Source organism: Microbacterium sp. 10L49 (assembly GCF_056395125.1).
Genome location: NZ_JBFTIW010000003.1, coordinates 835,880 through 848,718, shown reverse-complemented (window position 1 = coordinate 848,718; position 12,839 = coordinate 835,880). Strand labels below are relative to the sequence as shown.

General features: G+C 68.1%; 12 protein-coding genes. 4 read left to right on the top strand and 8 right to left on the bottom strand.

The features are described from left to right. From AC1DCT_RS11770 to AC1DCT_RS11760, 3 genes are all read right to left on the bottom strand, one after another. On the bottom strand, positions 1–867 hold the full coding sequence (locus AC1DCT_RS11770; protein WP_441976605.1) for an ABC transporter ATP-binding protein: 867 nt from the start codon (positions 865–867) through the stop codon (positions 1–3). A 14-nt stretch (positions 868–881) separates the two neighbouring features. Then, a complete protein-coding gene (locus tag AC1DCT_RS11765; protein ID WP_440732854.1) occupies positions 882–1,214 on the bottom strand; it encodes a DUF427 domain-containing protein in 333 nt (110 codons plus the stop codon). Positions 1,215–1,491: 277 nt separating this feature from the next. After that, on the bottom strand, positions 1,492–2,910 hold the full coding sequence (locus AC1DCT_RS11760; protein ID WP_477429347.1) for a dihydrolipoyl dehydrogenase family protein: 1,419 nt from the start codon (positions 2,908–2,910) through the stop codon (positions 1,492–1,494). Positions 2,911–3,187: 277 nt separating this feature from the next. Between AC1DCT_RS11760 and AC1DCT_RS11755 the strand changes: the two genes are divergently transcribed. Genes AC1DCT_RS11755 through AC1DCT_RS11740 form a run of 4 tightly spaced genes read left to right on the top strand, consistent with a single transcriptional unit; the run spans position 3,188 to position 6,773 of the window. After that, positions 3,188–4,252, top strand: a complete 1,065-nt coding sequence (locus AC1DCT_RS11755) for an ABC transporter substrate-binding protein (protein ID WP_440732852.1) — start codon at positions 3,188–3,190, stop codon at positions 4,250–4,252. 13 nt (positions 4,253–4,265) lie between these two features. Continuing rightward, positions 4,266–5,096 carry an ABC transporter ATP-binding protein gene (locus AC1DCT_RS11750; protein WP_440732851.1) on the top strand — a complete coding sequence of 277 codons (831 nt, stop codon included), beginning with the start codon at positions 4,266–4,268 and terminating at the stop codon, positions 5,094–5,096. Then, complete coding sequence (locus AC1DCT_RS11745; protein WP_477429345.1) at positions 5,086–5,904, top strand: ABC transporter permease; 819 nt, start codon at positions 5,086–5,088, stop codon at positions 5,902–5,904. Before AC1DCT_RS11750 ends, AC1DCT_RS11745 begins: the two co-directional genes overlap by 11 nt. Then, entirely contained in the window at positions 5,904–6,773 is an 870-nt protein-coding gene (locus AC1DCT_RS11740; protein WP_477429343.1) for an ABC transporter permease, read from the top strand. The genes AC1DCT_RS11745 and AC1DCT_RS11740 overlap by 1 nt, the downstream gene beginning before the upstream one ends. 23 nt (positions 6,774–6,796) lie before the next feature. On the opposite strand, the gene AC1DCT_RS11735 is transcribed toward AC1DCT_RS11740, so the two are convergent. From AC1DCT_RS11735 to AC1DCT_RS11715, 5 genes are all read right to left on the bottom strand, one after another. After that, positions 6,797–7,411, bottom strand: a complete 615-nt coding sequence (locus AC1DCT_RS11735) for a hypothetical protein (RefSeq protein ID WP_477429341.1) — start codon at positions 7,409–7,411, stop codon at positions 6,797–6,799. A gap of 42 nt (positions 7,412–7,453) precedes the next feature. After that, the gene (locus tag AC1DCT_RS11730) at positions 7,454–7,915 is read right to left on the bottom strand and encodes a hypothetical protein (RefSeq protein WP_477429340.1); all 462 of its coding nucleotides are present in this window, start codon (positions 7,913–7,915) and stop codon (positions 7,454–7,456) included. Positions 7,916–7,917: 2 nt separating this feature from the next. Further along, positions 7,918–8,400, bottom strand: a complete 483-nt coding sequence (locus AC1DCT_RS11725) for a hypothetical protein (RefSeq protein ID WP_477429338.1) — start codon at positions 8,398–8,400, stop codon at positions 7,918–7,920. 102 nt (positions 8,401–8,502) lie between these two features. Next, on the bottom strand, positions 8,503–11,694 hold the full coding sequence (locus AC1DCT_RS11720; protein ID WP_477429336.1) for a type I restriction endonuclease subunit R: 3,192 nt from the start codon (positions 11,692–11,694) through the stop codon (positions 8,503–8,505). After that, positions 11,672–12,814 (bottom strand): hypothetical protein, encoded by a 1,143-nt coding sequence (locus AC1DCT_RS11715; protein ID WP_477429334.1) that lies wholly within the window; start codon positions 12,812–12,814, stop codon positions 11,672–11,674. Before AC1DCT_RS11715 ends, AC1DCT_RS11720 begins: the two co-directional genes overlap by 23 nt. Positions 12,815–12,839: the final 25 nt, after the last annotated feature.

The window sequence follows — 12,839 nt, the reverse complement described above, 5'->3', positions numbered from 1 at the left end:
TCAGCCGACCTCGTCCGCCGCCTGCGGCGGATGCGCATCGAGGAGGTCGGCGGGCGACTGCACGAGCGTCCCCTGGGCGCGCCCGTCGGCGTCGACGACCACGGTGCCGTGCGGGGTCTCCCGCAGGTGCAGCGCGCGGCGTCCGCGGTCGGCGCCGATGAACGCGGCCACGAAGTCGTCGGCGGGAGCGGCGAGGATCTCGTCCGGCGTGCCCTGCTGCACGATGCGGGCGCTCTTGCCGAGGATCACGATCCGGTCGCCGAGCAGCAGCGCCTCGTCGATGTCGTGCGTGACGAACACCACGGTCTTGCCCAGCTCGCGCTGCAGACGCAGCAGCTCCTGCTGCAGCTCGGTGCGCACGATCGGGTCGACGGCGCCGAACGGCTCGTCCATCAGCAGGATGTTCGGATCCGCGGCGAGCCCGCGGGCCACGCCGACGCGCTGCTGCTGTCCACCGGAGAGCTGGCTGGGATAGCGGTCGGCGAGCGCCTGGTCGAGGCCGACCGTGTCGAGCAGCTCGCGCGCGCGGACGTGCGCCTCACGCCGGGCGACGCCGTTCAAGCGCAGCACCGTCGCGACGTTGTCGATCACGCTGAAGTGCGGCAGGAGTCCAGAGTTCTGCATCACGTAGCCGATGCGGCGACGCAGGGCGACGGGGTCGCCCTCGAGCACGCTCTCGCCGTCGATCTCGACGGCGCCCGAGCTGGGCTCGACCATGCGGTTGATCATGCGCAGCAGTGTGGTCTTGCCGGATCCCGACGAGCCGACCAGCACGGTCGTCTGCCGGGCGGGGATGACCAGGCTGAAGTCGTCGACGGCGCGGGTGCCGTCCGGGAACGTCTTCGTGACGGAGCGGAATTCGATCATCGCGGTCCCGCCCCTCAGGGGAGCGCCCCCTCCTGGGGCACGTCGCCCGCGCGGATCTCGACCTTGCGGTCGAACGCGACGTAGCCGGAGAAGTCGACGCCGACCCGTTCGATGGCCGTCGGGTAGGGGTGCGGATACGCCCACGCCAGATCCTTGTGGTCCTGCTCGTTCACGCGGAGCGAGTAGTACTGGCACTCGCCCTTCCACGGACAGGTGTACGGCGTGGGGCTCTCCTGCAGCACGCCCTCGGTGACGGCCGTCGGCGGGAAGTACCTGTTGCCCTCGATGAGCACCACATCGGCGTCATCGGCGTTCGCGACGACTCGTCCTTCGAATACTGCTTGCATGCTCGTCCGTCCTGTTCAGATCGATGAGACACGTGCGTCCGCGTGCGCCTGCCCGGTGTGCGCCACGGCGCGCCCTTCCGACAGTAGGCCAAGCCTCCGACATCCATGAAGAACGCCCGCCACATCGGAAACAGACCGACATCCGCCGGGATTCCCGCTCCGACCGGACCATACATGTTTTCAAAGCGCGCAAATGGCTGGATCCGGGGCCCGAATGGAGCCATTTGCGCGCTCTGAAACCAGAAAGACCGGCCGCACCACGGGGACGGGGCAGCCCTCAGGCGGTCTGCCGCCCGTAGGCCTCGAGCAGCCGCAGCCACACCTCGCTCATGGTCGGATACGACGGCACCGCGTGCCAGAGCCGGGCCAGCGGGACCTCGCCGACGACCGCGATCGTGGCGGCGTGGATGAGCTCCGCGACATCGGATCCGACCAGGGTCACGCCGAGCAGCACCTGCCGGTCCTCGTCCACGACCATGTGCGCGCGGCCCTTGTAGCCGTCGGCGTGCAGCGAAGCGCCGGCGACGGAGGAGAACTCGACCTGGACCTCGCGCACGCGGTGGCCCGCCTCGCGGGCGGCCGCAGCGGTGACGCCCACGGCCGCGACCTCGGGCTCGCCGAAGACGACCTGCGGCACGGCCGTGTGGTCCGCCGTCGCGACGTGCCGGCCCCAGCGGTCGTCGTCGACCGGCTCGCCCTTCGCGCGGGCGGCGATGACGTCGCCCGCGGCGCGGGCCTGGTACTTGCCCTGGTGCGTGAGCAGCACGCGGCCGTTCACGTCGCCGACGGCGTAGAGCCAGTCCACGCCGGGCACCTGCAGCGTGTCGTCGGTGCGGATATACCGGCCCGCGGCGAGCCCCACCGTCTCGAGCCCGATGTCGCCGCTGCGGGGCGTGCGGCCCGTCGCGACGAGGATCTCCGCGGCACGCACGTCGCCGCCGTCCGTCGTGACGGTGACCCCGTCGGCGTCGCGCGAGACGCTCTTCGTGACGACGCCCGTGCGCACGTCGACACCGAGCGCGCGCAGCCCCTCGGTGACGAGCTCGCCGGCGAACGGCTCGACGGATCCGAGCAGTCCGCTGCGGGCGAGCACGGTGACCTCAGCACCGAGCGAGGCGTAGGCGGTGGCCATCTCGACGGCGACCACGCCGCCGCCGATCACGACGAGCGACGCGGGGATCTCCTCGGCGCTCGTGGCCTCGCGGCTGGTCCACGGGTTCGCCTCGTGCAGCCCCGGGATCGGGGGGATCGCGGCATCGGATCCGGTGCTGATGACCACCGCGTGCCGAGCGGTGAGGGTGCGCACACTGCCGTCGGGCTGGGTGACGGCGACCTTGCGTTCACCGCTCAGGCGTCCGTGCCCGCGCACGAGGTCGATCCCGGCGGAATCGAGCCAGACAACCTGGCCGTCGTCCTGCCAGTGGCTCGTGAACGAGTCGCGCCGGTCGAGCACCGCGCGCACGTCGAGGCGGCCGGTCACCGCTTCCGCCGCGCCGCCGACGTGCTGTGCCGCGCGCAGCGCCTGCGGCGAGCGCAGCAGCGCCTTCGACGGCATGCACGCCCAGTACGAGCATTCGCCGCCGACCAGCTCGCTCTCCACGATCACGGCGGTGAGCCCGCCCTGCACGGCGCGGTCGGCCACGTTCTCTCCCACCGGGCCGCCGCCCAGCACGATCAGGTCGTATTCGTCGGTCATCAGGAGCCTTCCGATCGCGGTGCGGTGGGGGTGACGCAACCTCCGTCCCACCCTCGCAGAACGCCCGCGGCCGGGCGAGGATTCCTCACGGGTTCGTCAGATTCCGCTCCTATCCCGCGAGACGACGGGGCGGCTCCGTCCCGATCGCGCGCGAAACAGCGGGGCAACCAACCGTGCGTCTGGCCGAAACATGACGTCCGTACCGTGAGGGAACTGCTCGCGCCGGATCGCCGGCGCGACGCACACCCGAAGAGCTTCACCGGCAGGAGACCCGCACATGACATCTCACTCCTCGCTCCGGCGCTCGCTGGCGGCACTCGCCGCCGCGGCCGTCACCGCGATCGCACTGAGCGCCTGCTCGAGCGGCGGCTCGGCGGCCCAGACCCCCACCGAGGGCGCATCCGACGGCGGAAAGCTCAACGTCCAGCTCAGCTGGATCAAGAACGAGGAGTTCTCCGGCGAGTTCTTCGCGGATTCGAAGGGCTACTACAAGGACGCCGGCCTCACCGTCACGCTCACCCCCGGTCCGTCCACGGGCGCCGCCGAGCTGCTGTCGGGCAAGACCGACATCGCTCTCTCCGATGCGGTCTCGATCGGATCCGTCGTGGCGAGCGAGGGGGCGCCGCTGAAGATCATCGGCACCACCTACCAGAAGAACCCGTTCACGGTGCTGTCGCTGAAGAGCAAGGGCGACATCGCCACGCCCGCCGACCTCAAGGGCAAGAAGATCGGCGTCCAGGACTCGAACACCGCGCTGTTCAAGGCACTGCTCGCCGCCAACGGTCTCACGGACAAGGACGTCACGATCGTTCCCGTGCAGTACGACCCGGCGCCCCTGCTCAACGGCGACGTCGACGGTTTCATCGCCTATCTCACCAATGAGGCGATCACGGTCAAGGCCAAGGGCGTCGAGACCACCAACCTGCCGTTCGCCGACAACGGGCTCCCCTTCGTGGCCGAGACCGTCACGACCACCGACGACATGATCGCGAAGCATCGCGAGCGGCTGAAGTCGTTCCTGGTGGCCGAGATCAAGGGCTGGACCGACGCGGTCAAGGATCCGGAAGCCGGCGCGAAGCTGGCCGTCGAGAACTACGGCAAGGACCTCAAGCTGGATCTGACGAACTCGATCGCCGGTGCCAAGGAGCAGGCCGAGAAGCTCGTCGTCTCCGACGAGACCGCGAAGAACGGGCTCTTCACCATCTCGGACGAGCTGCAGAAGAGCACGATCAAGAGCCTGGCCGGCGCCGGCGTCACTCTGACCCCCAAGGATCTTTTCGACCTGTCACTGCTCGAGGAGGTCTACAAGGCCCACCCCGAGTTGGTGAAGTACGCGGGCTGACACGGCCACCGCCATGTCGGATTCCGCGATCAGGGCCGCGGCCGGTGCCCAGAGCGTCGCTCTGGGCACCGGCCTGCAGATCACAGCCCTGAACAAGGTGTTCACGAGCGGACGCAAGAGCGTCGTCGCGCTGCAGGACACCGATCTGCACACCGCACAGGGAACCTTCCTCTCGCTGCTCGGCCCGTCCGGCTGCGGGAAGTCGACGATCCTGCGCATCCTCGCCGGTCTCGAGCGCCCCACGAGCGGTACGACCCGGGTCGACGGACGCAGCCCCGACGAGCTGCGCCGTGCGCACAAGCTCGGCATCGCCTTCCAGGACTCCGCACTGATGCCGTGGCGCAGCGTGATGTCGAACGTGCGGCTGCCCTTCGAGATCGCCGGGCAGAGCGTCGACAAGGCGTACGTCTCGGAGCTCATCGAGCTCGTCGGCCTCACGGGGTTCGAGAAGGCGAAGCCGGCCCAGCTCTCCGGCGGCATGCGCCAGCGCGTCTCGATCGCACGCTCGTTGATTCTCAAGCCCGACGTGCTGCTGTTCGACGAGCCGTTCGGTGCACTCGACGACATGACCCGGCAGAAGCTCAACCTCGAGCTGCTGCGGATCTGGACAGAGAAGCCGGCGACCACGCTGCTGGTCACCCATGGCGTGTCCGAGGCGATCTTCCTCTCCGATCAGGTGGCCGTGATGAGCCCGCGTCCGGGGCGCGTCAAGGCCGTCATGACGATCGATCTGCCGCGCCCGCGCACACCCGAGATGATGCGCACGCCGGAGTTCCACGCCTACGTCGACGAGGCATCCGAACTGCTCTTCGGCGTCGGGGGAGCCGCAGCCGATGACCACTGACGCACGTACCGCGCTTGCCGGGCGACGTCTGCCCCCGTGGGCGATCGGCGTGATCGGCGCCGTGGTGCTGTTCGCGCTCTGGTGGATCGTCGCGGCGGCCTTCGGCAGGAGCGCGGTGGGCACGATCACCGTGCCGACTCCGCCCCAGGTGCTGGCCGGCTTCGTGCGCAGCGGATGGACCTACTACGAGCAGAACTTCGCGGCGACCCTCGCCGAGGCCGGGATCGGCTACCTGTGGGGCAACGGACTGGCGCTGCTGCTGTCCGCCGTCGTGCTCGTGATCCCGAAGCTGGAGGGCGTGGCGATGCAGCTCGCGATCACGACCTACTGCGTCCCGATCGTCGCCGTGGGCATGCTCGCCGTGGTGCTCATCGGGCCTCCCGCCGCGGCAGGGCAGCCGAGCGGGACCGCGGTCTTCCTCGCCGCATTGTCGGTGTTCTTCACAACCGTCGTGGGCGCCCTGCTGGGGTTGAAGTCGGCCGACCGGGCGAGCCTCGACGTCGTCACCGTGTACGGCGGATCCGCATTCACCCAGCTCGTCAAGGTGCGCTTCATCGCGGCGCTGCCCGCCGTGCTGAACGCGCTGCAGATCGCCGTGCCGGCGGCGTTCCTCGGCGCCGTGCTCGGCGAGTTCTTCGGCAAGATCGAGCGCGGCGTCGGTCTCGCCATGATCCTCGCCCAGCAGAACTCCGACGCGGCCGTCGTGTGGGGGCTGGCGCTCGCCAGCGGTGCGGTCGCCCTCGCCGGGTTCGCGCTGGTGGGTCTGGCCGCGAGATCCCTCACCCCCTGGTCGAAGGGAGCAGCGTGATGATGACCGTGATCACCGTCACCGCCGCGCAATCCATCGTCGACGTCGACGCCCGCCTGCGGCGCGAGCGCACCAGGCGGGTGCTCTCCGCCGCAGGCTGGGGACTGCTCACCTTCCTGCTGACGCTGCTCACGGTCGGCATCCTCTGGGTCGGTGTGCTCTGGCTGTCGGGAGTGTCCCCGCTCATCGCCAAGGGCCCCGTGGATGTGTGGCGGTATCTGTTCGTCGTGCCGGCCGCTGCGGCGAACCGGGAACTGATCCTCGGCAATCTCGCCGTGACGCTCGGCCACTCGGCGATCGGATTCGCGGCAGGTCTGGTCGTCGCGCTGCTCGGCGCTGCGGCCTTCCAGCTGAGTCGCGGCGTCGAGCACGCGCTCATGCCGGTCGCGATGCTGCTGCGCTCCGTTCCGCTCATCGCCATGGCTCCGGTGATCATCATGATCTTCGGGCGCGACCTCTGGACCGTCGCCGTGATCGGCGGCATCGTCGTGCTGTTCCCGGCGCTGGTGAACATCTCGTTCGGCCTGAAGTCGGCGTCCGCGCAGATGAACGACCTCGTCGAGGTCTACGGCGGCGGAGCCTGGGCCAAGCTGCGGAAGGTGGCGATGCCCGCGTCGCTTCCCGCCTTCTTCGCCGCGGTGCGCATCTCGGTTCCCGGCGCGATCACCGGCGCACTGCTGGCCGAATGGCTGGCGGTCGGCGGCGGGATCGGTGGTTCGATCGGCGGCTTCATCCCGCAGGCGCAGTTCACCGCGCTGTGGACCTCGGTCGTGGTGGTCACCGTCGTCTCGCTCCTGCTCTACAACGTGATCCAGATCGTAGAGGACGTCGTGCTGGCCCGGATGGGCATGCGCCCGCAGGCGGCGTAGCGTCAGGATCCTCGCGGAGTCGGTCACTCCTGCGCGGAGGGAGAGGCCACCACCGACGGATCCAGGATCTCGATGACCAGCGGATCATCGGCTCCGGATTCCCTGATCCGCCACACCCGCGCGCTCGCTCCTACGCCCGGCACCTGGGTCTGCAGGAGCATCCTGGACCGGGCGGTCGGACGCTCCCACGTCGCGGACGACCGGCCCTGCGACGTGTCGACCGCGAGCTCGAAGCGGTCCACGCCGCCGTCCTCGATCGTCGACACGGTACGCGCGACGACCGTGCCGTCGAGCCGCTCGATGCGACCGGCCGCTGCCCGCCAGCGCGTCCGCGCACGCACCCTCGACGCGCTGTGGGCCAGCGCACCGATGTAGACGAGCCAGAGCACGACGACGAGCACCGCGACGAACACCGTGAAGAGCACGGAGAACCAGACACCCGGAGTCGGCATGGTCCAGAGCGGGACGACCGCGCCCGCCCCCACCACCGTGGCGAGGACCAGCAGCACCACGAAGACGGCCCGGGCGCCGGACCGCATCGCACCCCGGATCGGGAGCTCGGCGGGCGGAACCGGATCCGGCCAGCGTTCGAGCAGCACCACGACCTGGCCGACGGACGCCGAGCGCGGAGGGGTCATGGCAGGAGTCTAGGGGCGGGCTACTGTTGAAAACCGCTCGGATTAGCCCTCGTCGAGCGGATCGCCACTGTCACCGAGCAATTCGCGAACCCGACGCTCGACGCGCTCCGCCGCGGCATGTCTTTCACACAACCAAACGCCATCGAACGGCTCGACTGCCTCCGCCCCGCAGCGTTCGCCGAATTCGGCACGTCGTGTGCAGACGTGCGTGATCGCCGGCTTGAGGCGCGCGGGGGCTAGGTGACTGGTCTTCCACCAATTGCCGTTTCGCTTCTCCAGGTGTTCCGGGCAGTACCAGGTCCAGTGGCCTCCTCCCGGGATGTCTTGGCTGTTGGTCGTCCAATGTCGGACTGCCGTGATGTCGAGAACGTCATACCAAGGTCGGTTCGCGCCAACCCCGCAGTAGCTGCATTGGTTCTGTCCATCATGGCCAGGTTTCCGTACCCGGTCATCGAGGTCGGCCTCACAGACCGGCGTCTCGACCAGCATGTCCCAGGAGTTCATTTTCAGTTCCTGTCAGCCGACGAAGACTGCAGCGCAATCCTCGGGTGGATGGACGGCGATGACGCATGCTCACGGGCCGTTGCAAGCATCTCGGCGTATGCCGAGTCCTCAATGCCGTAGACTGCTTCGCCGGTGGCCTCCTTGCGAAATCGCCAGTCCACGGTGAATCCGACCCGCTTTCCCTTTCGGCTCGACCACGCGAGAGCACCGGGGATCTCCCTCGAGCTCTTCAGATCAAGCTCGTGCACGATTCTGTCCGCGGTCACCATGGAGGGGGCCGCGTCGATCCACATGCTCCAGATCGCCGACTCCTTCGGAGTCAGCAGCCTCCACCAGGAAATCGCCGGCTGGAGCGTCGCCTCCGTTGCTCCCTCATTTCCGATGTCTCCCGCAGACGCAGCGCCGTCTCGCCAGTCCGCAAACCAGCGATAGAACTCGGTCTCACGGTCGACAGGTACATGGACGCGAACTTCGACCATCGCCATGCTCAACCCCTCTCTTCTATAGCTATCTAATAGATAGATTAGAATCGCACGAGCAGCGCGTCAACCGTGGATCCGATCATGTGCAGGCAGACCAACTCTCGCTCAACACCCCATTTCCCGATCCTCCGCATAACGCGGCGCCATCGACTCCATCTGGTCCATGACGAGCTTGATGGCCTCGGGCTGCTTGTCCGGCGGGTACTTGTACTTCACGAGCAGCCGCTTGATCGAGGAGCGCAGCTTCGCCCGCACATCGTCGCGCACCGTCCAATCCGTGCGGACATCGCGGCGCATCACGGCGACGAGCTCCCGCGCGATCTGGGCCAGCACGTCCTCCCCCTGGATCGTGACGGCCGAGTCGTTCTGCGCGACGGCGTCGTAGAAGGCCAGCTCGTCCTGTGAAAGCGGCGGAGAGAAGTGCTGCCCGCGCGACGCTTCGGCGGCGACGTCCTTGGCCAGCGCCACGAGTTCGGCGATCACTTCGGCGGCCGTGAGCTGCTGGTTCGTATAACGCTTCATGATCTCCGCGATGCGCTCGGAGAACGCGCGCTGGCGCACCAGGTTGCCCCGGGTCGCGGCCGCTCCGGCATCGACGAGGGACTTGCGCAGCGCTTCGATCGCGAGATGCGGGTTGGGCGCGGCCTGGGCCTTGGCCAGGAACTCCGGCCCGAGGTCACCGAGCGACAGGCGCGGTAGGCCGGCAGCGTCATAGATGTCGAGCACGTCTCCCGGCGCGATCGCCTCCGCGACGAGCTTGCCGAGCAGCCGCTGGATGTCGTCGGGGATCGGCTCGTCCCGCGCCTGGCGTTCGGCGGCGTCGAACTTCGCCATCCAAACGCGCACTTCTTCGTAGAACCCGATCTCCTGCCGCAGGTCGGCGAGACTGTCCTGCCCGGCTGACAGCGCCCAGGCGCGGGCCAGCGCACCGCTGGCCGCACGGAAACGCGCCTTGAGCGTTTCGGATCCGAGATCCGGGGCGTTGAGCGGATTCGCAGGATCACGCAGGTAGTTCGTCGCCATGGTCGCCGCCGTGCGCCAGGCGCGCGGGCCGCCCTTGGCCACGACCGCCCGCCAATCGCAGCCTGCGAGCATGTCGCGGATCATCACGATCAGCTCGTCCGCGATCTCGCGCGCCTTCTCATCGACGTCCCGGCCGATCGGGCGGTTCTCCTGGTCGTTGGGCGTGTACTCGGCGAGCGCCTTGGCGAGGTTCTCGGCCAGCGGGGCATATGCGACCAACAGTCCGTCCTGCTTACCGCGGAAAGTGCGGTTGACGCGCGCCAGGGTCTGCATCAGCAGGGCACCCTTGAGCGGACGATCGAGGTACAGAGTGTGCAGCGGCGGGGCGTCGAACCCCGTGAGCATCATGTCCTTGACGATCACGAGTTCGAGCTCGTCGTCAGGATCCTTCAGCCGCTTCTTGATCGCCGCGTTACCGGAGTCGCGGCGCACGTGGTTGCTCACGGGCGGCTGGTCGGTCGCGCTGCCCGAATAGACGACCTTGATCTTGCCCGCGTCCAGGGCGTCGGAGTGCCAGTCCGGCCGCAGCCTGACGATCGCGTCGTACAGCCGCGCGCAGATCTCGCGCGTGCTCCCCACAATGAACGCCTTACCCGGCGACTCGATGAACGGGAGCATGCGGGCGCGCCGGTCCTCCCAGTGCGTCACCAGATCGTTCGCGAGCTTCTCGATGCGCTCGGGCGCACCGTAGACGGCGTTGACGACGGCGACGGAGGCCTCGAGCTGGGCGCGCTCGGTGTCGTCGAGGCCAACGGTGTACTCGTCGGCGGCGCGGTCGATATCCTCTTCGCTCACGTCCTCGGCGAGAGCGACCTTGATGAGTCGTGGCTCGAAGAAGACGGGGACCGTCGCGCCGTCGTCGACCGCACGGGTCAGGTCGTAGATGTCGATGTAGTCGCCGAACACGTCCTGGGTGTTGCGCTCGGCGAACGAGATCGGAGTGCCGGTGAACGCGATCAGCGTGGCGTTGGGCAGAGCGTCGCGCAGGTGCCGCGCGTACCCGTCCAGGTTGTCGTAGTGGCTGCGGTGCGCCTCGTCGACGACGAGGATGACGTTGCGTCGATCCGTGAGGAGAGGATGCTGGTTCCTCGCTGCCTTCTCCGCATCGGTCAGGCCGAACTTCTGCAGCGTCGTGAAGTAGATGCCGCCTGTCACGCGGTTGCGCAGTTGGTCGCGAAGCTGTGCACGCTCGCGGATCTGAACCGGCTTCTCCGCGAGGAGAAGACTCCGGTCGAATGTGCCGAACAGTTGCCCGTCGAGCTCGTTGCGGTCGGTGACCACGACGATCGTCGGGTTCTTGAGCTCGGCACGCCGCGAGACCAGGTTGGCGTAGAGCTCCATCTCCATCGACTTGCCGGATCCCTGGGTGTGCCAGACGACACCGGCCTTGCCGTTCGACTTCACCGCCTGCACGGTTCTGCCGACAGCCTTGGTGACGGCGAAATACTGGTGCGGTTTCGCGATGCGCTTCGCGAGGCCGTCAGGTCCCTCATCGAACGCCGTGAAGTTGCGGACGAGCTGCAGGAACCGCTCCTGGTTGTACAGGCCGGTGAGTGCGTCGTCGATCGGCTGCACGTCTTCGCCGTACTCGATGCGCGGCTGTTCGAGGGGCTTGCCGTCGTCGTCGACGTTCCACGGGGCGAAGTGGTGGAACGGTGTGAACGGGGTGCCGTATTGCCCGTCGAGGCCGTCGCTCGCGAGCGTGAAGACGCAGAAGCGGAACGCCGTGGGAAACTCCCGCAGGTACGTCTGCAGCTGCGCGTGCGCGGCGGCCGCGCCGACCCCTGCCGCACCCGCGCGCTTCAGCTCGATGATGCTGAGCGGCATGCCGTTCACGAACAGCACGATGTCGAACCGACGGTGGAAGTCGCCCTGCCGGATCGTGACCTGGTTCACGGCGAGCCAGTCGTTGTCGGACGGATCCGTGGAGAGCAGACGAAGCCTCAGGTTCTGCTCGACGCCGTCACCGTCGATGTAGCTCAGCGGGTAGCCGCTGACGAGATAGGTGTGGATCCGGTAGTTCTCGGTGATCGCGTCCTGCGACGTGGGCGTTGCGATCTCCCCGACCGCCTGCTGAAGGTACGGGACTGGGACTGACGGGTTGAGTCGGCGGAGTGCGTCCAGCAGGCGCGGCCGGATCAGCAGTTCGTCCCAGGCGTCCCGTTCGCCGCTGCCGGGTGCGATCTCCTCGCCGCGACGAGGCCGCCAGTCGAGTGGCTGCGACAGCAGCTCGAGGGCTTGGTCCTCCCAGTCAGCTTCCGCGAACCCGGTCATGATGCTCCTCCTCGGTAGGCAGTTCCGAAGTCGACGTCTCCAGCTCAGCCTCGGCATTCTTGCGGCGCTTGAAGACGCCCGTGACCGCGGAGACTGTGCCGGAAACGGCGGACCCGACCGCACGGGCCGCGCCTCCCGCTGCGTCACCGACCGCTGACGCTGCGCCCTTCACCGCGGTGAGTGCCGCCGGGGCATCCGGGATCCCGTCCCCGTCGATGTCGACGCTGCGGAACACCTCGGTCGCATCCACGATCCGCTCCCATGCGTTCTCACCGAACTCCTTCGCCGACTCCGATGCAGCGCGCATGGCGAGCACTGCTTTGGACGGGTCGGGGACGCCATCGCCGTCCGCATCGGTGAGCTCAAGCCATTCGGGCCACGTCTCCACGGGTGCCGCGAATCCGTCGCGGCAGGACTTGACGACGCTGCTACCGAAGTAGAAGCTCGTGGCACCGCCGGCGACGGCACCGATCACCGGGATCGCCTTCGAGCTGATCTTGACCGTTCCCATCACGGCACCCTGTGCGATGGCCTTCCGCGCCAGCACGATCGTCACCGGCACGAGCGCGGCGTCGGGGATCTGCTCGGCGAGCAGATCCCCCCACTTGGGAATAGCGCCCTTCGCCGCAGCACCGACCGCCATCTTGGCACCAGCGAGGTTCGCCCCTGCGGGTAGCGCCGCCAGGATCATGGGCGCGATCTTGCTCTTGCGCTTCTCACCGAGCAGCGCACCCAGAACGAGGGCTTTGGCGCGCTCCGGATCATCGATCGGAATACCGCGAAGCTCCGCCATACACAGGGCGAACAGCGCAGTCGTCTCGTAGAAGAACAGCAGGTCACCGACGCCCAAGCCAATAGCGACCGGAACGCCCACCGCCGGGATCGAAGCCGAGGCCCCAATCGCCGCACTGGCTGTTGTCGTCGTCGCGACATACTGCGACTCGATGACTTTCATGACCTCGGCGGGAGTGGCGTTCGGACGCTTCCGCCGGATCTCCTTGATATAGGCGGTCACCGCTGGGCGCTGGACCGCGATCGCGGCGAACACCCGATCCTGGAAGTCGTCGGGCAGCTCGATCGACGGGGCTTCCCTCGTGGTCTTAGCCTTCTTGTCGGCCATGTGGTGCTCCTTCGTACGGTCAGCG